Origin of the sequence: Ensifer sp. R-19 (genome assembly GCF_049905105.1) — a bacterium.
In the GTDB taxonomy this organism is placed as follows: domain Bacteria; phylum Pseudomonadota; class Alphaproteobacteria; order Rhizobiales; family Rhizobiaceae; genus Ensifer.
Genome location: NZ_CP184569.1, coordinates 662304 through 687490, shown reverse-complemented (window position 1 = coordinate 687490; position 25187 = coordinate 662304). Strand labels below are relative to the sequence as shown.

General features: G+C 63.0%; 26 protein-coding genes. 14 read left to right on the top strand and 12 right to left on the bottom strand.

The features are described 5' to 3' along the window. Positions 1–124 precede the first annotated feature (124 nt). Positions 125–1495 carry a PepSY-associated TM helix domain-containing protein gene (locus ACN9MO_RS03215; RefSeq protein ID WP_058320338.1) on the bottom strand — a complete coding sequence of 457 codons (1371 nt, stop codon included), beginning with the start codon at positions 1493–1495 and terminating at the stop codon, positions 125–127. A 120-nt stretch (positions 1496–1615) separates the two neighbouring features. Further along, positions 1616–1984 carry a hypothetical protein gene (locus tag ACN9MO_RS03210; RefSeq protein ID WP_162733634.1) on the bottom strand — a complete coding sequence of 123 codons (369 nt, stop codon included), beginning with the start codon at positions 1982–1984 and terminating at the stop codon, positions 1616–1618. A 207-nt stretch (positions 1985–2191) separates the two neighbouring features. Between ACN9MO_RS03210 and ACN9MO_RS03205 the strand changes: the two genes are divergently transcribed. Beyond that, the gene (locus ACN9MO_RS03205; RefSeq protein ID WP_057250540.1) at positions 2192–2854 is read left to right on the top strand and encodes a glutathione S-transferase family protein; all 663 of its coding nucleotides are present in this window, start codon (positions 2192–2194) and stop codon (positions 2852–2854) included. Between the two features lie 30 nt (positions 2855–2884). Here ACN9MO_RS03205 and ACN9MO_RS03200 read toward each other — a convergent pair whose 3' ends face one another. Continuing rightward, complete coding sequence (locus ACN9MO_RS03200) at positions 2885–3823, bottom strand: LysR substrate-binding domain-containing protein (protein ID WP_058320341.1); 939 nt, start codon at positions 3821–3823, stop codon at positions 2885–2887. Between the two features lie 89 nt (positions 3824–3912). Here ACN9MO_RS03200 and ACN9MO_RS03195 point away from each other — a divergent pair, with 89 nt between their 5' ends. Together ACN9MO_RS03195 and ACN9MO_RS03190 are read left to right on the top strand one after the other, a co-directional pair. Next, positions 3913–4122, top strand: a complete 210-nt coding sequence (locus ACN9MO_RS03195; protein WP_057250544.1) for a hypothetical protein — start codon at positions 3913–3915, stop codon at positions 4120–4122. Positions 4123–4152: 30 nt separating this feature from the next. Next, positions 4153–4506, top strand: a complete 354-nt coding sequence (locus ACN9MO_RS03190) for an MmcQ/YjbR family DNA-binding protein (RefSeq protein WP_057250546.1) — start codon at positions 4153–4155, stop codon at positions 4504–4506. 6 nt (positions 4507–4512) lie between these two features. Here the strand turns inward: ACN9MO_RS03190 and ACN9MO_RS03185 are convergent, their stop codons facing one another. Continuing rightward, on the bottom strand, positions 4513–5199 hold the full coding sequence (locus ACN9MO_RS03185; RefSeq protein ID WP_425986530.1) for a dihydrofolate reductase family protein: 687 nt from the start codon (positions 5197–5199) through the stop codon (positions 4513–4515). A gap of 69 nt (positions 5200–5268) precedes the next feature. On the opposite strand from ACN9MO_RS03185, the gene ACN9MO_RS03180 reads away from it, so the two are divergent. Further along, a complete protein-coding gene (locus tag ACN9MO_RS03180) occupies positions 5269–6192 on the top strand; it encodes a bestrophin family protein (RefSeq protein WP_110879800.1) in 924 nt (307 codons plus the stop codon). Positions 6193–6210: 18 nt separating this feature from the next. Here ACN9MO_RS03180 and ACN9MO_RS03175 read toward each other — a convergent pair whose 3' ends face one another. Further along, positions 6211–6831, bottom strand: coding sequence for a glutathione S-transferase N-terminal domain-containing protein (locus ACN9MO_RS03175; protein WP_113132823.1), 621 nt, complete (start codon positions 6829–6831; stop codon positions 6211–6213). 235 nt (positions 6832–7066) lie between these two features. On the opposite strand from ACN9MO_RS03175, the gene ACN9MO_RS03170 reads away from it, so the two are divergent. After that, positions 7067–7798: a DUF4198 domain-containing protein gene (locus ACN9MO_RS03170; protein ID WP_113132824.1), complete on the top strand. Its 732-nt coding sequence runs from the start codon at positions 7067–7069 to the stop codon at positions 7796–7798. Positions 7799–7914: 116 nt separating this feature from the next. Here ACN9MO_RS03170 and ACN9MO_RS03165 read toward each other — a convergent pair whose 3' ends face one another. After that, positions 7915–8286: a DUF4406 domain-containing protein gene (locus tag ACN9MO_RS03165; protein ID WP_113132825.1), complete on the bottom strand. Its 372-nt coding sequence runs from the start codon at positions 8284–8286 to the stop codon at positions 7915–7917. Positions 8287–8378: 92 nt separating this feature from the next. Between ACN9MO_RS03165 and ACN9MO_RS03160 the strand changes: the two genes are divergently transcribed. After that, complete coding sequence (locus ACN9MO_RS03160; RefSeq protein WP_113132826.1) at positions 8379–9131, top strand: DeoR/GlpR family DNA-binding transcription regulator; 753 nt, start codon at positions 8379–8381, stop codon at positions 9129–9131. Between the two features lie 61 nt (positions 9132–9192). Here the strand turns inward: ACN9MO_RS03160 and ACN9MO_RS03155 are convergent, their stop codons facing one another. Further along, positions 9193–10200, bottom strand: coding sequence for an asparaginase (locus ACN9MO_RS03155; RefSeq protein ID WP_113132827.1), 1008 nt, complete (start codon positions 10198–10200; stop codon positions 9193–9195). A gap of 71 nt (positions 10201–10271) precedes the next feature. Here ACN9MO_RS03155 and ACN9MO_RS03150 point away from each other — a divergent pair, with 71 nt between their 5' ends. Continuing rightward, positions 10272–11009, top strand: coding sequence for a DUF3750 domain-containing protein (locus tag ACN9MO_RS03150; RefSeq protein WP_113132828.1), 738 nt, complete (start codon positions 10272–10274; stop codon positions 11007–11009). A gap of 319 nt (positions 11010–11328) precedes the next feature. Here ACN9MO_RS03150 and ACN9MO_RS03145 read toward each other — a convergent pair whose 3' ends face one another. The 3 genes from ACN9MO_RS03145 to choX form a co-directional block, all read right to left on the bottom strand. Next, positions 11329–12327: an NAD(P)H-quinone oxidoreductase gene (locus tag ACN9MO_RS03145; RefSeq protein WP_113132829.1), complete on the bottom strand. Its 999-nt coding sequence runs from the start codon at positions 12325–12327 to the stop codon at positions 11329–11331. 79 nt (positions 12328–12406) lie between these two features. Further along, on the bottom strand, positions 12407–13219 hold the full coding sequence (locus tag ACN9MO_RS03140) for an alpha/beta fold hydrolase (protein ID WP_063893296.1): 813 nt from the start codon (positions 13217–13219) through the stop codon (positions 12407–12409). Further along, the gene (gene choX / locus ACN9MO_RS03135) at positions 13216–14151 is read right to left on the bottom strand and encodes a choline ABC transporter substrate-binding protein (protein ID WP_113132879.1); all 936 of its coding nucleotides are present in this window, start codon (positions 14149–14151) and stop codon (positions 13216–13218) included. Before choX ends, ACN9MO_RS03140 begins: the two co-directional genes overlap by 4 nt. Before the next feature lie 102 nt (positions 14152–14253). Between choX and betI (ACN9MO_RS03130) the strand changes: the two genes are divergently transcribed. Then, positions 14254–14835 carry a choline-binding transcriptional repressor BetI gene (betI, locus tag ACN9MO_RS03130; RefSeq protein ID WP_058325519.1) on the top strand — a complete coding sequence of 194 codons (582 nt, stop codon included), beginning with the start codon at positions 14254–14256 and terminating at the stop codon, positions 14833–14835. Between the two features lie 20 nt (positions 14836–14855). Here the strand turns inward: betI (ACN9MO_RS03130) and ACN9MO_RS03125 are convergent, their stop codons facing one another. Both ACN9MO_RS03125 and ACN9MO_RS03120 read right to left on the bottom strand, forming a co-directional pair. After that, on the bottom strand, positions 14856–16652 hold the full coding sequence (locus tag ACN9MO_RS03125) for an EAL domain-containing protein (RefSeq protein ID WP_425986520.1): 1797 nt from the start codon (positions 16650–16652) through the stop codon (positions 14856–14858). A gap of 250 nt (positions 16653–16902) precedes the next feature. After that, a complete protein-coding gene (locus tag ACN9MO_RS03120) occupies positions 16903–17451 on the bottom strand; it encodes an HdeD family acid-resistance protein (protein ID WP_065372575.1) in 549 nt (182 codons plus the stop codon). 146 nt (positions 17452–17597) lie between these two features. Between ACN9MO_RS03120 and betI (ACN9MO_RS03115) the strand changes: the two genes are divergently transcribed. The 6 genes from betI (ACN9MO_RS03115) (at position 17598) to ACN9MO_RS03090 (ending at position 25184) form a co-directional block, all read left to right on the top strand. Further along, positions 17598–18200: a transcriptional regulator BetI gene (gene betI, locus ACN9MO_RS03115; RefSeq protein ID WP_057250573.1), complete on the top strand. Its 603-nt coding sequence runs from the start codon at positions 17598–17600 to the stop codon at positions 18198–18200. After that, entirely contained in the window at positions 18197–19732 is a 1536-nt protein-coding gene (gene betC, locus ACN9MO_RS03110) for a choline-sulfatase (protein ID WP_113132832.1), read from the top strand. The genes betI (ACN9MO_RS03115) and betC overlap by 4 nt, the downstream gene beginning before the upstream one ends. 1 nt (position 19733) lies before the next feature. After that, positions 19734–21197 (top strand): betaine-aldehyde dehydrogenase, encoded by a 1464-nt coding sequence (gene betB, locus ACN9MO_RS03105; protein WP_113132833.1) that lies wholly within the window; start codon positions 19734–19736, stop codon positions 21195–21197. 213 nt (positions 21198–21410) lie between these two features. After that, positions 21411–23060, top strand: coding sequence for a choline dehydrogenase (gene betA / locus ACN9MO_RS03100; protein ID WP_057250580.1), 1650 nt, complete (start codon positions 21411–21413; stop codon positions 23058–23060). 335 nt (positions 23061–23395) lie between these two features. Continuing rightward, a complete protein-coding gene (locus ACN9MO_RS03095) occupies positions 23396–24283 on the top strand; it encodes a sigma-70 family RNA polymerase sigma factor (protein ID WP_162733635.1) in 888 nt (295 codons plus the stop codon). Positions 24284–24548: 265 nt separating this feature from the next. Further along, a complete protein-coding gene (locus ACN9MO_RS03090) occupies positions 24549–25184 on the top strand; it encodes a flavodoxin family protein (RefSeq protein WP_113132835.1) in 636 nt (211 codons plus the stop codon). The last annotated feature ends 3 nt before the right edge of the window (positions 25185–25187 follow it).

Here is a 25187-nt window from a genome sequence, read left to right as displayed (position 1 = left end):
CCCCACTTCACGTTAGCAAGAGTTAGCCCTTCCTAAATAACTTGTAGAAAAATCGTGCAGAGGTTGCAATCTCCAAGTTGCGTGCCTGAAAAGAAGGGGTGACGGCGCCACCCCTTCGTCGATTTCAGGACAGACGTCGGCGCGCCGCCGGCGCGAGCATCAGCAGTTGGTCGGCCACCACCATGATAACGATCGCAAGCCCCGTCAGCGGAAAAGTGAGGCCAAAGAAAATGGCCATGATCCACAATCCTGCATAGACACTGCGCTTCGGCGGCATCGGCGGCACCCCGACGCGCCCCGCCGGGCGACGCTTCCACCACATGACGACGGCGGAGAGCGAGATGAGCACGATGGACAGGCAGGCGGCAAGCATCAACAACTGATTGGCGCGCCCCCACTCCTGCCCCTTGTGCACGTTGATGCTCCATTCGATCGCCTTTCCGAGCGCCGGGTAATCGCCAAAGGCTACATCGACAAGCGGTTTGCCGGAGTACTGGTCGATGTGGATCGTGCGCTCCCGTGCGAGCTCGGCCGGAAAGATCGCGGCCGTGTAGACGCCGCTCTCATCGGTCGGGAGCGCCAGCTCATAGCCGGGCAGCATGCCGGCCTCATCGGCGATCGCGACCGCGCGGTCTATGCCGACCGGCTCGGCGCCGACGCCGCTCGACGTCGGGACCGGAGCATTCTCCATCAGCCAGTTCGCCCTGGGGAGGACATCGGTCGAAACCTTGGTCGAGGTTGGCACCTGGTCCCAAAGCACCGCGGGATAGCCGAGCCCCATGGCCGTCAGCTTGCCGTTGACGGTGGCGCCCCAGTAGCCGGACCACAGAAGACCGGAGAAGGCGAGGAAGACGATCAGCAGCCCGGCGACGATGCCGGTCACGGCATGAAGGTCACGCCAGAACACGCGGCGCGCGGGCGTGCCGCGCACGGTCAGCACACCGCCGGTCTGCTGGCGCGGCCACCAGAGATAAATGCCGGTGAAGACCAGCAGAATGGCAAAGCCCGCAACAATCTCGATGATCGTTTCGACCGACTTACCGAAATAGTCGAGGCTGTGCAGGTCCTCGACCACCTGATTGAACTCTTCCGTGGGCGCGACGTGATCGAGGATGGCGCCGGTATAGGGATCGACGAAGACCAGCATTTTGGCCTTGCCGATACCCACCGTGACGCGCGCCGAGCGATCGGCACCGGCGGGTGTGCGATAGGAGACGGCGGCGCTGCCGGGCACGGATTCGACAGCGGTGGCGACGATCGCCGAAGGCGGCAGCCGTTCGGTCCCGGCAGGCACGATGTTGCGATAGGCGAAGACGGTATCGTCGATCTCGTCGTTGAAGAGATAGAGGCCACCGGTGACGGCCAGGCTGATCATGAACGGGATGACGAGCAGGCCGGCAAAGAAGTGCCAGCGCCAGATGGCGCGATAGAGGGAAATGCCGCGCTCGGCGGCGACCGGCTGCGCTGCGGCGCCGGTAAAGGATGCGGTTGTCATGGGTTTCTCCGGGAAATCCGCATTATCGCGGCTTCGCCTCGTGATGGTCGGGTCGGTCGCGGATCACGGCCGGCGACGTCGAACAGCAGTTTCGACGCCTGGGAGGCCGTCAGCCGCCGCTCAAGCGGATATCAGGGAGAAACCCGATGGTGGCGCCCTAGGCCCTGTGCCGCCGCGGAGCGCACCGCGAACAAACAGAAGTTCATTGGCAGGAACCGACACATGCCAGGCGAGAGATAGCGGTGGTGCGGCGATCGGATACGGCGCCGGCAGATCAGCGGGGGCGACGAGGCAGCAGGACTGGCATCCATGGCCTTTCGTACCACCTTTTCCGTCGGCATCGTCGTGGCCGGTGAGGCAGAGATCGGCAAACGTTCCATCGGGAAGCGCGTAGGCGGTCGTATCAGGCGCAACCGGCATGGCGACCGCCGGCTGCTGGATCAGGGCCGAGATGACGAGGACAAGCGCGCAGAGCAAACGCGCCGCCATGTCCGTCAACCGATCGCCTAGAAACCGTCGCGCCAAAAGTGCCCCCAAAATCGACTGCGACAGCTAAAGACCAACGGCGCGAAAGGCAAGCGGGCAATGGGCCGCATGGCCTATCAAAAGATTTCATGTGTGGTATCAGCGGCGCCGGCTTTCGCCGTCCAGCACGCTTGGCTTAAGACAAGGTCACGGCAACGACGGGAGGACGACATGCTGACGATCTACGGAGTCTATCGCTCGCGCGCATCGCGCAATTACTGGATGGCGCGGGAGCTCGGAATCCCCTTCACGTCCGTTCCGGTCATCCAGGCGCGCCGGGTTGCAGATCCGCTTGCCGCCGATGCGCCCATCAACACCAAGTCGCCGGCCTTCCTCGCCGTCAACCCGATGGGTCTGATTCCGGCGATCGAAGACGACGGCGTCGTACTGACGGAATCGCTTGCCAACAATCTTTTCCTTGCGCGCAAATACGGCGGCCCGCTGGGACCGGCTGATATCCGTGAAGAGGGACTGATGGGCAACTGGACGATGTGGGCGGCGACGGAGGTCGAGCCGCATGCGGTGCAGATCATCCTCACCTACGACTACGGCACTGAGGAAACCGACCAAGGCAGGGCAACGATCACTACCTGCGCCAAGTCCCTCGACAAGGTGTTTACCCGCCTGGAAGAGCACCTCGACGGGCGCGACTACCTGGTTGGCGATCGCTTCACCGTAGCCGACCTCAACCTCGCGGAAGTCTTCCGCTACGCCATGAGCCAGAAACAGCTCTTCGAGAAGCATCCACGCGTTTCGGCCTGGCTTGCCCGCTGCCATGCCCGCCCGGCTTTCAAGGCGATGATGGAAGAGCGGCTGAAAGAGCCGGCGGATTGAGCCGTCCGGAGGGGGGCTCGTTTCAAGTGATCAGCGCATGGTCGCCGCGTCGAAGCGTACGCGCGGCGCCCTGAGATCGAGCAGGCGCATGCCCTCCTCCACCTCGTCACGAACCCAGCGCTTGAAGGCGGCTGCGGCCTTGCTTTCCCGCCGCGATGGCGAGCTGACGAAGTAGTGGCCGTAGCCGGTGCCCACGCGGATACCGAAGGGCACGACCAAACTGCCTTGGGTGATCGCGAAGCCGGCGAGCGTCTGCCAGGCGAGCATGACCCCCTGCCCCGAGATCGCCGCATCGAGCACCAGCGACGCCTCATTGAACGTGTGGCGCACGCTCATTTCGGCACCGGAGAGGCCGACTTCGCGAAGCCACACCTCCCAGCTGAACATCGAGTGACCGTCGATCACGGCCGGGAGCTTTAGAATATCTGCAGGTACACGCAAGTTCTCCGCCATGGCCGGCGAACAGACGGGAAAGACCTCCTGCTGCAACAGCAGTTCGGATTTCACACCAGGCCAATCGCCCGAGCCCACACGGATGCCGACATCCACATCTGATGTATCGAGATTGACGAGCTTGGTCGTGGCGTCGATGCGCAAGCGAATGTCGGGGTGGCGCTCGGCGAAACGGTTCAGCCGATAGACCAGCCAGCGGGCGGCAAAGACCGGTGCCACCGAGATCGTCAGCACCGACTCGTCGCGTCGCCGAGCCGAGGCCACGGCCTCCGCCAGCTCCTGAAAGGCGTTGCTGAGGCGGACGAGGAAACGCAGGCCAAAGTCGGTCGGGACGAGGCCGCGCGGCGTGCGCTCGAACAGGATGCGGCCAAGCTGGGCCTCCGCCTTGGCAATCTGCTGGCTGACGGCGCCTGAGGTCACGCCGAGCTCCTCGGCAGCAGCCGCCAACGAACCAAGGCGACCGGCCGCTTCCACGGCGCGAAGCCCGTTCAAATGGACGGAATTCAGATCTCTCATATAGTTTTCCTAAACCCGTTCGGTGCTATTCTCAATTGAAAAGACAGCGAGACAGGCAGATCATCCAAGCATCGAAAGGATGGGCCGCCATGTTGAAGCTTCTCTCGATGTTGACCGCATTCGCCACTTTTGAAAGTCGGAAGCAGGATACGCGACTAGCCTGGGCGCGTGACCCGCTGCAGCACCCGGATCTCGAGCGGATGGACGAACGCGAACTCGGTGATCTGCCCTTCCCCGGCTGGCCCTGGCCGCGCGCGGCCGAGTGCGCCAGCGACTGCCTGCAAGCCGGGGGCCGGTGACGGACAATGACCCTGTGATATGCTGACGGGATGAGCGAGGATCTCGACCGCAATTTCGCACGGGTCGTCAAGCTGGCGGAAGCCGCCGGCTTGCCGGAGGTTGCCATCGGCACCTCCTACGGCACGCCGGCACTGCTGGTGAAAGACAAGAGCTTCGTGCGCATGAAGGACGGCGACACGCTTGTCGTCATGTGTGCGCTCGAGGAAAAGGAATTGCTGCTGGAACTCGACCCGCAACTCTATTTCGAGACCGATCACTACAAAGGCTGGCCGGCGATGCTGGTTCGGCTTTCGGTGATCGACGACAAGAGCCTGACCGGGCGACTGGTTGCCGCCTGGCGCCAGAAGGCGCCAAAGCGGCTTGCTGCGAAACTCGCCGGCTGACCGCTTTCAGCTTCGATCCCCGACCTTGTAGATCAGGCAAACCTTGCCGTCATCGACCCTCTTCACGTCATCGAGTTGCACGTAGTGGCGCTGGGCGATGGTTTCGAACAGCGCCTTGCCCTTCCCCACCACCAGGGGATGGATGGTGAGACGCAATTCGTCGATCAGGCCGTGATCCATCAGGCTCGACACGGTGCGAGCGCCGCCGACGACATAGATGGTCCGACCCGGCTGGCGCCTTAGCTGCTCGATCTCGGCAGCATCGCGAACGATGGTGGCGTTGGCCCATTGCACCTCCGAGCGCTCTTTCGAGAGAACATAATGCGGCGTGCTCAAAGCAAAATCCGTATATTCGATCTCCTCCTGCGTCGGCACCTTGCCGGCAAACTCCAGCGGCGCATGCGGATTCTGTTTGATCGCGCTCCAATATTGCTCATAGCCCGAATACATGCCGCTCCCGAGGACGCAGGCATCGATCTCAGGCAGGAGTTCGAAGGTGTCCGACCAGGAATCGACCCAGTCCGTATAGCCATCCGGTCCATCGATCATCCCGTCGATGGACATCTGCATGCCGGCAACCACCTTGCGCATCGTCGTTGTCTCCCTGTTGGCGTTACGCAACAAGGACGTGCGCGCGGCGACTGAGCCGACATAGGCGGTAAAAATCTCGCGCCGGCGGCTGGCGGCATCCAATGAGCGGCCTTCCATTTCAGAGGTCGCGCCTATACCGGTGGAAGCTGACGGCCACACAGGTGTTCTTCCATGATCGTTCGCGACCGCCCCAGCCTTCTGAAACTGTTCTTCATCCTCAGAGGATCGGTCATTCAGCGGATCTTTCCGCAGGTGCTGTTCGTCTTCGGCCTTTCCGCCTTCGTCGTCTGGGCGCACCGTGCCGATCCCGGCATCGTTCCAAGCGTCAACAGCGGCCCTTTCGCCTTGCTCGGCATTGCGCTCTCGGTGTTCCTCGGTTTCCGCAACAACGCCTGCTATGACCGCTGGTGGGAGGCGCGGAAGGATTGGGGACAACTGATCTTCACGTCGCGCGATCTTGCCCGGCAGACACTGGTCCTGGTCGACGCCAAAGCTTCGGAGAATGCGGCGCGGCAACGGCTCCTCAACATCGCCATCGCCTTTGCTCACGCCCTGGTTGGCCACCTGCGACCGGGCAATCATGCAGCCAGGGCGCTCGCGCGACTGCCCGACGATCTCGCTCCCGGCTACAAGGCAAGCCGCAACGCGCCGGACTACCTCTTGCGTGAGATGGGCCGCGATCTCGCCGGCTTGCGTGCTTCGGACGCGATCAGCGACTTTCAGTGGGCCCAGTTGGACGGCACGGTCGGCAGGATGTCGGCGACGCTTGCCGCCTGCGAGCGCATCCGCAACACGCCGGTGCCTTTCGGCTACACGCTGCTCCTGCACCGCACCGCCTATCTTTTCTGCTTCCTGCTGCCCTTCGGCTTTGCCGATGCGCTCGGTTGGGCCACGCCCTTCGTCACGGCGCTGGTCGCCTACACCTTCTTCGGCCTCGATGCACTCGGGGACGAACTGGAGGAGCCGTTCGGCGTGTTGCCGAACGACCTGCCGATCATGGCGCTTGCCGAAACGATCGAGATCAACCTGCGCGAGGCGCTCGGCGAGACAGACCTTCCGCCCTTGCCGCAGCCCAAGGACTACATCCTGATGTAGCCCAGATGGTCGCGCGGCTCAGGCCTTGAGCGTGGCCAGGACCCGGGCAACGGCCGGACGCGCGGTCATGCGGTTGCGGTGATCCAAGATTTTCGGGAAACGCGCGGGATCCACACCGTCCGATTCGAGCCAGCCGGCGATGGTGAAAAGGTAGGGATCGGCAACCGAATAGGTCTCGCCCAGGACGAAGGGGCCTTCGAACATCTTGTTCTCGATCAGCTCGAAGCAGGCCGCCATGTTGGAGGCGACCTTGGCCTTCATTGCCTCGTGCGCCGCCGGATCGTCGGCCCAGCGCGCGCCGCGACGTCCATGGGCATGGGCGACATGCACCGTCGAGCAGAGATAGTTCATGAACGACTGCAACTGCGCAAAAGCAAAGGCATCGCCCCTTGGTGCGAGGTTCGATGCCGGATGTGTCTCGGCGATATAGGTGAGGATCGCCGGCGTTTCGGTGATGACGCCCCGGTCGGTCAACAGCGCCGGCACCCGGCCCTTCGGGTTTACCGCGAGATAGTCGGGCTTGGTCTGTTCGGCGGTCGAAAAATCGACGCGGCGCGCCTCGTAGTCAGCGCCCGCCTCTTCCAGCGCGATATGCGAAGCCAATGAGCAGGTGCCCGGGGCGTAGAACAATTTCAACACTTCAACTCTCCTCTGCGATCACGCGGATCGGACGACGTGGTGCCGACAGACCCGACCCTGCCCTATCATTCTGGCGGACGGAAGCGGAATGCGTGCGATGAACCGTGCGCTTCCTAACGTTTCAACTCCAGACCAAAGATCGGCGGCAGAAGAAAGGAAGTCAGCCCGATTGACAAGCCCGAACGGATTTCAATAGAAGATCATTGTTACGTTATAACATTATTCGGAGTTGCTTATGAAAACGCTCTTTTCAACCCTCATCGCTGCTGGCCTGTTTGCCGCCGTCGCCACACCCGCCTTCTCCCATGGCGCATGGATCGGCGAGCGCTGGGGAACGCTGGCGGTGATCTACGGCCACGGCCCAGCGGACGAACCCTATGATCCGGCCAAAGTGAAATCGGTCTCGGCCGTTGGCGAAGACGGTCAAGCGCTGCCGGTGACGATCGAGGCGGAAGACAATCACGCTAGGCTGAAACTCGATGGCAAGCCGGCGCTCGTCGCACTGGAGTTCGACAACGGCTATTGGAGCGAAGGCGCAGACGGCAAATGGGTGAACAAGCCCAGGAACGAGGTGCCCGGCGCCAAACAGGCGAGCCATTCGGTCAAATACAGCATCGCGCTGGTGCATGCGCATGGCGCACTGCCGGCCTTCCCGGCACAGCCGCTGCAGATCATCCCGCTCGACAACCCTGTTGGCCTGAAGCCGGGCGAGAAATTTCGCATCCGCCTATTGCTCGACGGCAAGCCGCTCGAAGGCAAGGAAATCACCCTCGACTATGCCGGATTGCCTGAGCTCGTCTCTGAAAAGACGAACGCGAATGGCGAAGCGGAAGTGACGCTGCGCAACGCCGGCGTCAACATTCTTGCCGTCAGCCACGCGATCCCGCTCGAAAGCAACATCGCCGCCGACAAGAAAGGTTTAACGGCCACGCTGACCTTCGTCGCCGAGCCGCACGTGCACGAATAGGCCTCCCGCCTCCCTCACCGCAATGCGGACCCAATCCTCGGGTTGGGGCCGAGATTGAGGTGGAGTTCAGAAGCACCGCCACGGCCCGGCAGGTATCCCTGCCAGGCCGTTTCCGGTCAGGCAACCAGCGCCTCGCCGCAACCGGGCACGTCTTCCAGGCGGTAGTAGACGGGAATGCCGCGCTCACGGGCGATGCGCACGTCGTTGTCGGCACCCTTGCTGTCACCCGGCAGACGCAGCACCGCGTCGCACAATGCCAGCAAGCGGCCGGCGACGGGATGGAAAATTTCCTCGTAGAGGTCGTCTCCGACCCGCTCGCCACCCGCCGCATTCCACACCGGCAGCGCCACCCATTCGCCGATGACAGGCACGTGCCCGGCCCGAAACAGCGCATAGGACGGCTCCTCCAGTCGCTTCAGGTTGGCGGCCATCTTGGCCGGGTCGTCTCCGGTTCCCGAGCGATAGGGCCCCGCGATCAAAATCAGCATGATCTTCTCCAAATTTTTGCACGAAATATCCAGATCATTCTGGAATATTCACGATATTTCGTGCAATATCGTGAAGAGTCAAGGAGGTATTCATGCTGACAACACAGAGACGGGCTTTGATTTCGGCACGGTTGGCGCGCGACGGCGAGATCGTCGCCAAGCGCCTGGCGGACGAACTGGACCTCTCGGAAGACACGATCCGGCGCGATCTCCGCGAGATGGCGGCGGAAGGTTTGCTGAAGCGCGTACATGGCGGCGCGCTGCCGCTGGTCCCGCCGCTACCAAACTTTACCGCACGGCAGGAGATTGCCGGCGACGTCAAACACCGGCTTGGGCGAAAGGCCGCGACGATGATCGAGGCGGGCCAGACGATCTTTCTCGACGGCGGCACGAGCAACGCGGAAATCGCGCGGGCACTGCCGCGGGAGATGCGGCTGACCGTCGTCACCCACAGCCCGACGATTGCCGCCGAGCTCGAACGCCACGAAGCCGAAGTGATCCTGATCGGTGGCCGGCTCTACAAACATTCGATGGTTGCGACGGGCGCGGCGGCGCTCACCGCCATCGCCGGCATCCGCATCGACCTGTTCTTCCTCGGCGTCACCGCCATTCATCCGGTTCACGGAGTTTCCACCGGCGACTTCGAGGAGGCGGCCGTCAAGCGCGCGATCCTCGCCCAGGCCGCCGACACCTATGTGCTGGCGACAGCGGAGAAATTCGACGCAGTTTCGCCACATCGCGTGGCCGGAATCGCCGATCTCGCCGGCTTCATCGTACCGGAGGAAATCGAGCGCGAGATGCTAACGCCCTTTGACGACGCGAGCGTCGTGATGATCGGCGCCTGACGGTGCCAGCGCGCCGAGGCTGTCCGTGAGGGCTGCGGGCGTGAACCGTCGCCCGCGAACCTCAGGCGGCGAAGGCGTCCGTGACCCTGACGTCGCCGACATGGATGCCGTTCCAGTTGTACATCGAGTGATTTGCCTGCGCCATCAGGGCCGCGTGCAGGTCCGGCTCATCCCTGAAGAAGCGCGCAAGCGTTGCCGCCACCATCGCTTCGGCGGCGCGGGTCGTGCCGTCCTCGCATTTCAGCGCGATGGCGATGCCCTTTTCCGGGATGGCGGCACAGAACACGCCTTCGGCACCGGTCTTGGCGAAGATGCGGCCGGGGGCCGTTTTCATCAGCCGGGTGCAGGCGCGCTTGGTTCCGGCCACGTAGAAGGGCTCGACCATGCAGGCCTCGATCAGCCGCCTGGAGGCCCGGGCGCGTTCGGGTCCAAGACCGACGCCGGTCGCCATCTTGGCAAACCCGTGCGCCAGGCCCTTGAGCGGAACGGCGTAGGTCGGGATCGAGCAGCCGTCGACCCCGCAATTGTCCGTGCCGAGGATCGCCCCGGTCAGGCTTTCCATCGTGCCGCGGATTTCCTGCTGCAGCGGATGCTCGTAGCCGACATAGCCCTTCACCTCGGTGCCCGAATGGCAGCAGGCGCAGATGAAGCCTGAATGCTTGCCGGAGCAGTTGTTATGAAGCGCCGTCGGCGCCTCCAGGCTGCGGGCCTGGCCGATCAAGGTCTTCTGGTCGGACGACCAATGGGCGCCGCATTCGAGCGCCGAGACGTCGAGGCCCGCCGCCGCGAGCATCTTTGCGGCAAGCTCTACATGCTCCGGCTCGCCGGAATGGGAGGAGCAGGCAAGAGCCAGTTCCCTGTTGCCGAAACCGTAGGCGTCGGCCGCACCGCTTTCCATCAAGGGCAGCCCTTGCATCGCCTTGCAGGCGGAGCGCGGGAAAACGGCGGTGTCAGTCTCACCGAGCGAAAAGACGGTCCGGCCATCGCCATCGACGGCGATCACAAGTCCGCGATGGCGACTTTCAACGAGGTTTCCGCGGGTGACTTCGACCAGAACGGGATTCGACATGCCTTGCCCTCAAATTTCCGAAATTGCTCCGTGCATTTAGCAGGAATCTTAAGCCAGGAAACGGAGTTTTCATGAAATTCGCCCGCAGGCTCGCCGCCGCCTTTCTCGTCATCTACCTGCTGCCGGCGCTAGCCTCGGCCGGCTGGTGGTACATGCAGGACCGGCCACAGAGCTGGCGCTCTGCCGACTGGTCCTCGGCGGGCATCCTGCCGAAAACAACCGAGAGCCCCGATGCGGCGATCTACGTCTTTTCGGCAACGACCGGCGGCATGAAGGGCGCCGTCGCCAGCCACGCCTGGATCGTGACCAAGGAACAGGGCGCCCTCGCCTACGATCGCTACGACAAGGTCGGCTGGGGCAAGCCGATCCGCCAGAACGCCTATCCGGCCGATGCGCGCTGGTATTCGAACGAGCCGAGATTGGTTGTTTCGATCACCGGAACCGAAGCCAGCCGGCTGATCCCGAAGATCGAAGCGGCGATCGCAAGCTATCCCTATGACGCACCCGGCGGCTATCGGATCTGGCCGGGCCCGAACTCCAACACCTTCGTCGCCCACGTGCTGCGCTCCGTGCCGGAACTCGGCGCCGTGCTGCCGCCCGACGCCGTCGGCCGCGATTATCTGCCGGAGGGCAAGTTGTTCCAGATCGATGCCGATGGCCGTGACATGCACGCCACGCTCTATGGCGTCGCCGGTATCTCGGCTGGTGTTCGCAGCGGCCTCGAACTGCACTTTTTCGGCCTCGTCGCCGGATTTGATTTCGCGAAGCCCGGCATCAAGATCCCGGCGCTCGGACGCTTCGGGGTGTGATCTGCAAAGTTCCAACAGTTGAGGCTGAAGGCCCGGACGTGGAATACCGAAAATGGAAAAGGGCCGCCCGAGGCGACCCTTCCCTGAGTTCTGGCCAAGTGAGTGGCCCGGGCTTTAGGCCCGAAGGAAGGCGGGGATCAAGCCGAGGGCTGCCTCGACGTGTTCACCTCTCCCATGCCCTTCACCAAGACCGAAATCTCATTAGACATTGGATCACCTTCCTTTCTGTTCGTTTCAGATGGCAACAAGGTAGGTGATCCCACGGTATTTGCAAGACCGACTAAGGTTTAATGGCGCAAATCACGTGGCGATCCGGGGATCACATGGACATGATGATCTTGCCGATATGGTCGCCGGTCTCCATCTCGCGATGCCCGTCCGCCACCTTGGCAAAGGGCAGCACGGAGTGGATCACCGGCGCGACCTTGCCCGCCTCGAGCAGCGGCCAGACCTTTGCCACCAGACCATCGCGGATCGCCTGCTTTTCCGCCGGCGTGCGCGGACGAAGGGCCGACCCCATCACATGCAGCCGCTTCGTCAGGATTGGCGCGATGTTCGCCGCCTCGACCTTGGCGCCGCCGAGGAAGGCGATGATCGACAGGCGGCCGTCCTTCGCCAGCGACGCGATGTTGCGGTCGAAGTAACGTCCGCCGACCATATCGAGGATGACGTCGACGCCGCGTCCATCCGTTTCTTCGACAACGACCGTTTTGAAGTCCTCTTCGCGATAGTTGATCGCGCGCTTGGCGCCGAGCGCCTCACAGGCCTGGCATTTCTCGGCGCTGCCGGCAGTGACGAAGACCTCGGCGCCGAAGGCCTTGGCAAGCTGGATGGCCGTCGTGCCGATGCCGCTGGAGCCGCCATGGATGAGGATCGTTTCGCCCGCCTTCAGGCCGGCCATGTCGAAGACATTGGCCCAGACGGTGAAGAAGGTTTCGGGCAGAGCCGCCGCCTTCACCGCGTCATAGCCCTTCGGCCAGGCCAGCGCCTGGGTTGCCGGGACTGCCGCATATTCCGCATAGCCGCCGCCGTTGGCGAGCGCGCAGACTTTATCGCCGATCCGAAATCCCTCCGCACCCGCACCCAGCGCCACGACCTCGCCCGCCACTTCGAGGCCGAGGATCGGGCTTGCGCCCGGCGGCGGCGGATAGTCGCCCTTGCGCTGCAAGACATCGGGACGGTTGATGCCGGCCGCCTCCACCCGAACGAGGATGTCGCCCGGTTTGATCTCAGGTAACGGTCCCTTTTTCAGGACCATGTTTTCCGGTCCGCCTGGGGCCGGAAGATCGACGAAATTCATTTCTGACGGAAGGGACATGGCACCACCTCATGCTGCTGATGCGCCACATCTAGCGCTGACGGCGTGCCGCGAAAAGGGTGGCGTCAGTATTGGCCGATCAGGGTTCGGCCGCCAGGAAGGACAGGATCTCGCCAGCCACCAGTGCCGGGCTTTCCCAATGAGGGTTGTGGCCATGGCCGGCCAAGCTGATCGAGCGCGCCGAGCCGATGGTTTCCGCCAGCAGCCGGCGATGCCCAGCGTCGAACAGCGGATCCTCACTGCCGCCGATCGCCAGCACCGGCAAACGCAACTGCCGCGCGGCGGCGCGAAGATCAGTCGCGGCAAGGCCATCGAGGATAGCGAGCCACGTCTGCGTCGGTATCTCTGCGGCCTCCTTGCGCATGTGCGCAAGGAACGCCGGGTCGACTGGTTGGTTGCAGGCGTGCCAGACATCGAAGAACGGGTGTTCCTGATCCAGCGGATCCTTCAACGCGCGGATCGCCCGCGCCGTTGGACTCCTCGCGTCGAGGCCCGGCTGCAGGCTGCCGGATAAAAGAACGAGGGCCCGGACCAGGTCCGGGCGAAGGGCGGCAAGCGCAATGGCGGTCATTGCCCCCATGGAATGGCCGATGACGACGATATCCCTCAGCGCCAGCCTATCGGCCAGACAAGCGAGATCCCGCGAAAAATCGGCGACCGTTGCCCCCGGCCCCGCCTGCGACGCGCCGTGGCCGGCGAGATCCGGAATGATCAGTCGATAGCCCACGAGGTGGGGCGCGACCAGCGAGAAAGAGCGGCTATTGTCGGAATAGCCGTGGAGCAGCAACAGCGCCGGCCCCTCGCCGCGATCGACATAGGCGAACTGGCGCCCGCCGGGCAGTTCGAGCCGCCGCTTCAGCGGCGACCAATCTTGCTGGTCGATGACGATCACAGTCCGAGCGCGGCCTTGACCGCGGCAAGCCCCGGCTGCCCGTCGAAGGTCGTCACCCCGGAAAGCCAGGCGTCGAGCCGCTGCGGCTCCTGCTCGATGGCCTTCTTGCCGGCCTCCTCCGGCGCCAGCCCGTCGCTCATCAGGGAACCCATGCCGCGGTTCTCGAAGTCGATATCGAAGCTCAGATTGTTGAGGAGCCTGGCGACATTCGGGCATTCCTGCAGGTAGCCCTTGCGCACCTGGGTCGAAACGGTCGCCGCGCCAAAGTCCGGTCCATAGAACTTGTCGCCGCCGGTCAGATACTTGATCGACAGGGCCGTGTTCATCGGATGCGGCGCCCAGCCCTGAAAGACGATGAAGGACTTGTCGCGAACCCGGCGCGTGACTTCCGCCAGCATGCCTTGCTCGCTTGATTCCACCACTTCCCAGCCATCAAGCCCGAGGCCCTGGTCCTTGACGGCATCCAGCATCAGCTGGTTGGAGCCGGGCTCGATGCCGTACATCTTCTTCTCGAATTTGTCGGCAAAGGTCTTCAGGTCGGCGAAATCCCGGACACCCGCCTCCCAGACATAGTCGGGCACGGCGAAGGTGTACTTGGCCCCATTCAGATTGGTGCGGACGGTTTCGACCGAACCGTCGTCCTTGTAGGGCTTGTAGTAGGCAACCATCGCCGGGTCCCAATAGCCGAGGAAGACGTCGAGATCGCCGCTGCGCAGGCTGGTGTAGATGACGTCAATGCCGAGCAGCTTGCTTTCGGGTTCATAACCCAATGCCTTGAGGACTGTCAGCCCGACGCCCGTGGTGAACGCCAGATCGTTCCAACCGGGCTCGGCCAGCCGGACTTGCCGACAGGATTGCGCCTCGCCGGCCAAGGCCGGAGAGGCGACGGCGACAACGGCAATGGTGGACATCAACAGTTTCAGCTTCGGCATCGCATCCTCCAGTTTGTCCATTCGGACTAATAATTGCCCCATGGGTCAACATTTGATCTTTCCGGAAAGTTTGTCAATGTGGGAATCGTTTGGAGGCGGCTGATGCGACTGACGAGGATAAGCGAGATCAGGCGGCGCGAGCTGCGCCGCGCGGCCTTTGAGGTGCTGCAGAAAGAGGGCATGGCCGGCGCGACGCTGGAGAAGGTCGCGACACACGCCGGCGCCTCCAAGGGCATCGTGCTGCATTATTTCGCCAACAAACAGGAGCTTTTCGAACATGCCATGCGCGAGGCGAACGCCGCGCTCAAGGAAGCGGTGGTCGTTCGGCTGAACCGCGCACGCACGCCGCGCGAGCGGCTTGAGGCGATCATTGAGGCGAACTTCGAGGAGCGCTTCTTCCAGCCTTCGGTCTGCCATGCCTGGCTTTCCCTTTGTGCCGAAGTTCCGCGCGAGCCGCAGCTTGCCCGCATCCAGAAGGTGATCCACGCGCGCATGCGCTCGAACCTGCTTTCCGCGCTCGTGGATCTGTTGCCGGCAGAAGACTGCGAGGCCGTGGCGCTCGGCATCACTTCATTGATCGACGGCCTTTGGCTTAGGCTCGGATTGCAATCGGAAGGGCTGACGCGCGACACGGCGCTTTCCCAGATGCGCGACTATCTCGCCCATCGCATACCCGCGACCTAAGCGATCCCGAAGACGGGAAATCAGCCGCCGAGTGCGTCAATGACAAGACCGGCTTCGTTGGTCTTGGCGCGGGATTTGATTTCGGCGATGCGGGCGCTGACGGCCTGGGCATCGGAGAAGACGAAGCCCTCCGGCAGCCCAAGGACGGCGATCGAGCAGCGCATCAGCGCGAATTCCTTCGGCGCACCGTCACGACCATGGCCGCTGATGCGGCCCTCGGCCTGGTGCTCCGCCGAGTAGAGCTGGCGCACGTCGGAGCGGAAATCGTCCAGCAGGCGGTTCAGCACCGCCTCCAGCTCCTCGACCGAACAGCCGCTGATGCCGACGAAGAAATCATCTCCCCCGACATGGCCGAGGAACTTCTGCTCGCCGATGAAGTGGCGGCGCAGGAGTGCGGCAAACAGCGTGATCGCGAGATCGCCCTTCTGGAAGCCGTAGGTGTCGTTGAACGGCTTGAAGTCGTCGAAGTCGCAATAGCAGAAATAGCGGGCCTGATCGCCGTCGAGGATCGCGTCCTGGACGTAATCGCGGATGGCGCGGTTGCCGGGCAGGCCCGTCAGCGGGTTCTGCTCCTGCGCCATCTTGAGCTGCTTTTCGTTGATGATCTTCAGAAGCGACGAGGCCGAAAGCGTACCGGCATAACGCATGTTCTCCGTCAGGATCAGGCAATCGCTTCCGTCCATGCCGGCGAAGATCTTCAGCATTTCATCGGCCGGCGTATCGAGATCGGCGATCGGTGCCGGGCTGACGAAATGCGAGATCCGCCGCTGGTAGATCCGGTTCTTGAGGAGATCACGGCCAAAGGGGTGATAGATCAGCTCCTTGACGTGATACTCATGCAGAATGCCGCGCGGCTCGCCATTGGCGTTCAGAACCGGGAAGAAGCCCTGGCGCGGGTTTCGCCGGAAGAGATCGAAGACGGAATCGAGTTCATCGCTTTCGCGCACCGTCGGCAGTTGCTCGATCTGCTTGCGGATCAGGATACTGTCGAGCGAGGACGAGGGTCGCCTCACGCTGACGCTCTGATCGAGATGCGGATAGGCGGGCAGAAGCTCGCTGAGATGGGTGGTCGGCCGGGCGACGTAATAGCCCTGCACGAGATCGCAGCCGAGGTCGCGGCAGGTGAGGAACTCCGCCTCCGTCTCGACGCCCTCGGCGATGACCCGCGTACCAAGCACATGCGCGGTGTTGACGGTGTGGCGCACGAGGTGGCGCTTGCGGGCGTCAGCCTCGATGCCGGAGATGAAGTGCCTGTCGATCTTCACGTAATCGACCGGCTGGTCGCAGAGCAGCTTCAGCCCGTTGAAGCCAGCCCCGAAATCGTCAATGGCGAGCTTGAAGCCGGCGAGCCGGAGATCGCGCACGAGCGCGGAGAAGTCCGGCATCTTGCCGCTGTCGAAACGCTCGGAAAGCTCGAAGCAGAGCGACGAAGGGGCGATACCGGCGCGCTTCAGATGGTTGACGAGGCGCTCGACGATGTCGCCCTCGCCGCCGACGAGGCGCGAGTCGAAATTCAGAAACAGGGTGCGGGCGGAATGATCGGGCAGCGTCGCGAAGCCGGCGACGGCGCGGCTGTTGATCATGTGCTCCAGCGCCAGCAATTGCCCGGCTTCTTCCGCCTTGTCGAGCAGTTCCAGCGGCGAGGCAAAGCCCAGTTTCTGGAAGCCGCGCATCAGCGATTCGTAACCGAAGACGGTGCCGGTCGCCGCTTCGGCGATCGGCTGGAAGGCACTCTCGATCACCAGCTTGGCAAGCGTGACGATCTGGTCGTCGCCGAACCGGCGCAACGAGAGGATTTCGGCGGGGGCGGCGGACATGCCGGGCTCCAGAGACAGGGGAACGGACGATCGGACGCCGGCAGCATGGCGGCCAACTGTCAACGAAGTCTTTCCCCATTATGAAGCTTTGATGAAAGCTATATGACAGTCGCTACCGCTCTCGATCTACTGCAAACATTCTAATGAAATCAGTAGTTTCATGAGCAATTGCTGCGATTGCCCGGGCGCCGATAACGGCCGCTTTCGTACGGCCGGGCACCCAGCTCGGAACCCCACAGGAAGGGGGCGGTTATCCCTTCGCCAGCACGCCGAAGGCGATCAGCGACAGGCCCTGCATCACCAGGTCGACGGCGAGGAAAAGGCCGAGGATCCAGAGGCTGTTGACCGGCCAGCCGGCGGCGATGATGAGACCGGCGGCAAGCGTGACCAGACCGCCGAGCGCCACCCATCCCCAGCCTTGTACTGGCCTGAGCTTGAGACCGACCCAGATGCGGAAGCAGCCGGCGACGATCAGGGCGATCGCCATCACGAAGGTCAGGAAGGACGAGGCAAGCAAGGGATTGATGAAGGCAAACAGGCCGGCGATCGTATAACAGGCGCCGCTGAGCCCCCAGTAAAGTACGCTGTCCCAGCCCTTGACCTGGAAGGCGTGGGCGAGATTGAAAAGCCCGCCGACCAGCATGATGATCCCGACATAATAGACCGAAGCGACCGTGGCCATCAGCAGATTGCCGAAGGCAAGACCACCACACATGATGAGCAGCACGCCAAGTGCTACGAACCATCCCCATTTGCGGGCAACCGCCGTCTTGTCGGCCTGATCGAATGCATGGGTCATTTCAACCTCCAGTCCTTCAGATCGCAGGATCGCTACCGGGAGGATTGAGCCGGATTTCTTCGAAAAAGGGAAGCGAAAACACCGAAGATTTTTATTGATTGATGAGTCAATCAAAAATAAACTGACTGCCGTCAAGGGAGAGACGGATGCCGAAGGTCGGAATGGAGCCAGTGCGCCGCAAGGCGCTGGTGGACGCAGCGCTTCGCGTGATCGGCGACCAGGGCACGCTGACCGTCACCATGTCCGAGATCGCCCGCCACGCCGGCGTCTCCCCTGCCCTTGCCCACCACTATTTCGGCAGCAAGGAACAATTGCTGATCGAGACGATCCGCAGCCTTCTACGGCAGCTGCGCGACGACACGGTGACGGCGCTTCGCACGGTGGCAGGCCCACGCGAAAGGTTGAGCGCCTTGATCCGCGTCTCCTTCCAGGCAAGCCAGTTCGCCCCAGATACGATTGCCGCATGGCTCGCCTTCTATTCGGAGGCGCAACGGTCTGAGGAGGTGCGGCGGCTGCTCGTCGTCTATGCCCGGCGCCTGCGCTCCAACCTCATGGCGAGCCTCAAGGCCCTTTGTGCCGACGATGACGCGGAACGCATCGCTGAAGGCGCTGCTGCGATGATCGACGGGCTTTATATCCGCCAGAGTCTGCGCTCCGCGCCGATCAGCATCGAAGCCTCGATCGCGCTCACGGAAGACTACGTCAGCTCGCACATCGATCGGCTCAAATACCAGGGAACGGCCGCATGACAGCAAGACCGAACATCCTGATCATCATGGTCGACCAGCTGAACGGAAAGCTCTTTCCGGACGGACCGGCCGCCTTCCTGCATGCGCCGAACCTGAAAGCGCTCGCCGCGCGCTCGGCCCGCTTTCGCAACAACTACACCTCGTCGCCGCTTTGCGCCCCTGCCCGCGCCTCGTTCATGGCCGGGCAATTGCCGAGCCGCACCCGCGTCTACGACAACGCTGCCGAGTACCAGTCCTCCATCCCGACCTATGCGCATCATCTGCGCCGCGCCGGCTACTACACGGCTCTGTCGGGCAAGATGCATTTCGTCGGGCCGGACCAGCTGCATGGCTTCGAGGAGCGGCTGACGACCGACATCTACCCGGCCGATTTCGGCTGGACGCCGGACTATCGCAAGCCCGGCGAGCGCATCGACTGGTGGTACCACAATCTCGGTTCCGTCACGGGTGCCGGAGTGGCCGAGATCACCAACCAGATGGAATATGACGACGAGGTCGCCTTCCTCGCCAATCAGAAGCTCTATCAGCTCTCGCGCGAAAACGACGACGCGACACGCCGTCCCTGGTGCCTGACCGTCTCCTTTACCCACCCGCACGATCCCTACGTGGCGCGCAAGAAATTCTGGGATCTCTACGAAAACTGCGAACATCTTCTTCCCGAGATCGGCATGCTGGCGGAGGACCAGCAGGATCCGCATTCCAGGCGCATCATGCATTCCTGCGACTACGTCAATTTCGACCTGACGGAGGACAATATCCGCCGTTCGCGCCGGGCCTACTTCGCCAATATCTCCTATCTCGACGAGAAGGTCGGAGAGCTCATCGACACGCTGACGCGCACGCGCATGCTCGACGACACGCTCATCCTTTTCTGCTCGGATCACGGCGACATGCTCGGCGAGCGCGGCCTATGGTTCAAGATGAACTTCTTCGAGGGTTCGGCCCGTGTGCCGCTGATGGTCGCCGGACCCGGCGTCGCGCCCGGCCTGCACCTCGCGCCAACCTCCAATCTCGACGTGACACCGACGCTTGCCGATCTCGCCGGCATATCCATGGACGAGGTGAAGCCGTGGACCGACGGCATCAGTCTCGTGCCCATGATCAACGGCGAGGAGCGTAGCGAGCCGGTGCTGATGGAATATGCGGCGGAAGCTTCTTACGCCCCGCTCGTCGCTATCCGCGAGGGCAAGTGGAAATACATCCACTGCGCGCTCGATCCGGATCAGCTCTACGATCTCGACGCCGACCCGCTGGAACTGAAGAACCTGGCGGCCCATCCGGAAACGCCGGTGCAGGCAGCGACTTTGCAGGCCTTCCGCGAGATGTGCGCCGCCCATTGGGACATGGAAGCTTTCGACGCCGCCGTGCGCGAAAGCCAGGCACGGCGCTGGGTGGTCTACGAGGCGCTCAGGAACGGCGCCTATTACCCCTGGGATCACCAGCCGCTGCAGAAGGCATCCGAGCGCTACATGCGCAACCATATGAACCTCGACAATCTCGAGGAATCCAAACGCTATCCGCGAGGAGAATGACATGAAAGCCCAACCGCAAGCCTCGCACTTCATCGACGGCGAATATGTCGAGGACATCGAAGGCACCGTCATCGAGAGCATCTATCCGGCAACCGGCGAAGTGATCGCGCGCTTGCACGCGGCAACGCCCGCCATCGTCGAAAAGGCGATCGCCGCGGCCAAGCGCGCCCAGCCGGAATGGGCCGCCATGAGCCCGACGGCGCGCGGCCGCATCCTCAAGCGCGCCGCCGAGATCATGCGCGAGCGCAACCGCGAGCTCTCCGAGCTCGAGACGCTCGATACCGGCAAGCCGATCCAGGAGACGATCGTCGCCGATCCGACGTCGGGTGCCGACAGTTTCGAATTCTTCGGTGGCGTGATCGCCACGGCGCTCAACGGCGACTATATCCCGCTTGGCGGCGACTTTGCCTATACCAAGCGCGTACCGCTCGGCGTCTGCGTGGGCATCGGCGCCTGGAACTACCCGCAGCAGATCGCCTGCTGGAAGGGTGCGCCAGCGCTTGCCGCCGGCAATGCCATGGTCTTCAAGCCTTCGGAGAACACGCCGCTCGGCGCGCTGAAGATCGCCGAGATCCTGGTCGAGGCCGGCCTGCCGAAGGGCCTCTACAACGTCATCCAGGGCGACCGCACCACCGGTCCGCTGCTCGTCAACCATCCCGATGTCGCCAAGGTGTCGCTGACCGGCTCGGTCCCGACGGGCAAGAAGGTGGCGGGTGCGGCGGCGGCCGAACTCAAGCACGTCACCATGGAGCTCGGCGGCAAGTCGCCGCTGATCGTCTTCGACGATGCCGATCTCGAAAGCGCCATCGGCGGCGCCATGCTCGGCAATTTCTATTCGACCGGCCAGGTCTGCTCCAACGGCACCCGCGTTTTCGTGCACAAGGGCATCAAGGAGCAGTTCCTCACCCGGCTGAAGGCCCGCACCGAGGCGATCGTCATCGGCGACCCGATGGACGAGGCAACGCAGCTCGGCCCCATGGTCTCGATGCCGCAGCGCGACAAGGTCTTCTCTTATATCGAAAAGGGCAAGGCCGAAGGCGCGCGGCTCGTGACCGGCGGCGGCATTCCGAATGCCGTCAACGCAGAAGGCACCTACATCCAGCCGACGGTTTTTGCCGACGTCACCGACGACATGACGATCGCGCGCGAAGAGATCTTCGGGCCGGTCATGTGCGTGCTCGATTTCGACGACGAGGCCGAGGTGATCGCGCGGGCCAATGCCACCGAATTCGGCCTTTCCGCCGGCGTCTTCACCGCCGACATCACCCGCGCGCACCGCGTGGTCGATCAGTTGGAAGCCGGGACGCTCTGGATCAACACGTACAATCTCTGCCCGGTGGAGATCCCGTTCGGCGGCTCAAAGCAGTCTGGCTTCGGCCGCGAGAATTCGGTCGCCGCGCTCAACCACTACAGCGAGTTGAAGACCGTCTATGTCGGCATGGGGCCGGTACAGGCGCCGTATTGAGAATTGAGGCCCCTCTATCGAGAGGCGGCTCCACCTCCCTCATCCTCGGGCGAGCGAAGCGAGTTCCGGGGATCCAGCAGCGCCACGTCTGTGGCGCACAAGAGTCTTCAAGCGACAGACGTCGCTTGGCTGGATTCCTGTGACAAGCACAGGAATGAGGGGTGAAAGCGCCAGATAGGTCGAACGCGAGACGCTAGAAGAAAGACCACGCTTATGCAGGCAGATTACATCATCATCGGCTCCGGCTCCGCCGGTTCGGCGCTCGCCTACCGCTTGTCCGAAGACGGCAAGAACACGGTGCTGGTGCTGGAATATGGCGGCTCGGATATCGGCCCCTTCATCCAGATGCCGGCGGCCCTTGCCTGGCCGATGAGCATGAAGCGCTACAACTGGGGCTATCTCTCCGAACCGGAACCGAATCTCAACAACCGGCGCATCACCGCGCCGCGGGGCAAGGTGATCGGCGGCTCCTCCTCGATCAACGGTCTCGTCTATGTGCGCGGCCATGCGGAAGACTACAACCGCTGGGACGAGCTCGGCGCACGCGGCTGGGCCTATGCGGACGTGCTTCCCTATTTCAAGCGCATGGAAAATTCGCATGGCGGCGAAGCGGGCTGGCGCGGCACCGACGGGCCGCTGCACGTCAAGCGCGGCCCGGTCCACAACCCGCTGTTCCACGCCTTCATCGAAGCGGGCCAACAGGCCGGCTTCGAACTCACCGACGATTACAACGGCTCGAAGCAGGAAGGCTTCGGGCTGATGGAGCAGACCGTCTGGCAGGGACGGCGCTGGTCGGCGGCGAACGCCTACCTGAAGCCGGCAATGAAACGGCAAAACGTCTCGCTCGTGCGCTGCTTCGCCCGCCGGATCATCATCGAGAACGGCCGGGCGACCGGGGTCGAGATCGAGCGCGGCGGCAAGATCGAGATCGTCAAGGCGAACCGTGAGGTGATCGTCTCGGCCTCGTCGTTCAATTCGCCGAAACTGCTGATGCTCTCGGGCATTGGTCCAGCACAGCACCTCAAGGACATGGGTATCGAGGTGAAGGTCGACCGGCCCGGCGTCGGCCAGAACCTGCAGGACCACATGGAGTTCTATTTCCAGCAGATTTCGACCAAGCCGGTGTCGCTCTATTCCTGGCTGCCGTGGTTCTGGCAGGGCGTTGCCGGCGCGCAATGGCTGTTCTTCAAGAAGGGCCTCGGCATCTCCAACCAGTTCGAGGCCTGCGCCTTCCTGCGCTCCGCACCCGGCGTCAAGCAGCCGGATATCCAGTACCACTTCCTGCCGGTGGCGATCAGCTACGACGGCAAGGCGGCCGCCAACACGCACGGCTTCCAGGTGCATGTCGGCTACAATCTTTCCAAGTCGCGCGGCAACGTCACGCTGCGCTCCTCCGATCCGATGGCCGATCCTGTCATCCGCTTCAATTATATGAGCCACCCGGAGGACTGGGAGAAGTTCCGCCACTGCGTGCGCCTCACCCGCGAGATCTTCGGCCAGAAGGCTTTCGACCACTATCGCGGTCCGGAGATCCAGCCGGGCGAGAAGGTGCAGTCGGACGAGCAGATCGACGAATTTCTGCGCGAGCACCTGGAAAGCGCCTATCACCCTTGCGGCACCTGCAAGATGGGCGCCAAGGACGATCCGATGGCGGTTGTCGATCCGGAAACCCGCGTCATCGGCGTCGATGGCCTGCGCGTCGCCGACAGCTCGATCTTCCCGCATGTGACCTACGGCAACCTCAACAGCCCGTCGATCATGACCGGCGAGAAGGCAGCCGACCACATTCTCGGCAAGCAGCCGCTGGCGCGCTCCAACCAGGAGCCGTGGATCAACCCGCGCTGGGAGGTCAGCGACCGATAAGGATCGCGTGCACCAGAGCGCCGTGCGTTCAGACGAACGCACGGCGCTCTAGCACTTTGATTCTAGAGCATCTTATCCGCTTTCAGTGATTCCACTTGAAAGCGGGATGCTCTAGGCGGCACTTTTTCCTCGCATTCGACAGCCGCAATGTCTGCGGCATGTCACGTTCGCCGACGCTATCTCGTCCTATCTTCTCGAGTGCCCGAGAAGAAGGAGACGAACATGACACCGAGGCTGGACCTGCTTGCCGTTACTCCAGCGGCAATGACATCATGGCTGCTCGTGCCTGCCGGCCATGCCATAGCCGATTGCCCCGAACGGCGATGGGGGGCGTGATGACCGACGAAGACGTCAGAACGACCTTCGAGCCGCTGCGTCCCCGACTGATCCGCATCGCCTATCGGATGCTGGGTTCGGTCAGCGAAGCCGAGGATGTCGTCCAGGAGGCATTCCTGCGCTGGCTCGACGCCGACCGCACCGCCGTCAAGGATTCGTCAGCCTTCCTGCGCCGCATCGTGACGCGACTTTGCCTCGATCAGTTGAAGTCGGCGCGGCACCGACGCGAGACCTATGTCGGACCATGGCTGCCGGAACCGGTCGTCGAGGAAAACGACGACCTCGACGACATCACCTTGCCACTGATGATGGCGCTGGAGCGCCTGTCGCCGCTCGAACGGGCCGCGTTTCTATTGCACGATGTCTTCGGCGTCAGCTTCGATGAAATCGGCGAGACGCTCAGCCGCAAACCGGCGACCTGCCGTCAACTTGCCAGCCGCGCCCGCGTCAATATCCGCAGCGCTCGTCGCCGCTTTGTCATGCCCCGGGAACAAGGCCTCGAAATCGCCTGCGCTTTCTTCGCGGCTTCGCGCAGCGGCGACATGCAGCAGCTTCGCTCGCTGCTCGCAACGGAGGCGATCGTCTATGCCGACGGCGGCGGCAAGACAGTGGCGCCGAGACGGCCAATCATGGGCTTCGACAAGGTCATGAAACTCCACGCGTCGCTGGCGCTGATCTTTGCGGAGACGATGTCGCGGCTCGTGCGCTACGACTTCATCAACGGGCTACCCGGTTTCATCACCATCGAAGACGGCGAGATCCTGCAGACAACCGCCCTTGAGATCGAACAGAACCGGATCACCGCCATCTATGTCACGCGCAATCCGGAGAAGCTCAAACATCTCCCGGAGACGCTGAGGCAGTTCGATGGTCACGCCATTCATTGAACGACAGTGACTGCGTCCTGACGATCGCACGCGGTCGCTACGGCATGTTTCCTTAAATCGTAGCCGATTTAAGGACAAAAACTTGCAGCAAGGCAAAGTGCTACAGCGACCTTTGCGCGTCTCATAAGAAGCGCGGCACTGTAGAGCCCACCGGCCCCATCAACCGATCCTGACCAGCGTTGCCTTCAACGTGCAACGCGCCGCCGGCGCGCGTCTTCGCTCGCGCGCTGCAGATCCATCACCCAAAACCAATGGAGACCAAACCATGAGCAACATATGCATCGCCGTTATCTATCACAGCGGCTACGGCCACACCGCACGTCAGGCGGAAGCCGTCAAAGCCGGAATCGAGCGGGTCGACGGCACGCAATGCCTGCTCTTGACCGTCGACGAAGCGCCGGACCGGTGGAACGATCTGCTCTCGGCTGAGGCGATCATCTTCGGCACGCCAACCTATGTCGGAGGCCCGTCGGCCGCGTTCAAATCTTTCCAGGAGGCAAGTTCGAACGCGGTGATGGCCAAAGGCTATCTCTGGAAAGACAAGATCGCCGCTGGCTTCACCAATTCGGGAACCGCTTCCGGCGACAAGCTCGCGACGCTGATGCAACTTGCACTCTTTGCTGCCCAACACGGCATGCACTGGATCAACCTCGATCTGCCGCCGGCCAACCACTCGACCACAGGATCGCCCGATGATCTCAACCGGCTGGGCTTCTGGCTGGGCGCGGGTGCCCAATCGAATGTCGACCAGGGCGCCGATCTCGCGCCGCCGCAATCCGATCTCGCCACCGCAAGGCATCTCGGGCAACGCGTGGCCGAAGCGGCGCTGCAGTTCGTGCGTGGTAGAGCGGTCGAGCAGGAGCCAGCCCTCCCCGCATGGAGAACGGCCAGCGACCGATAGAAC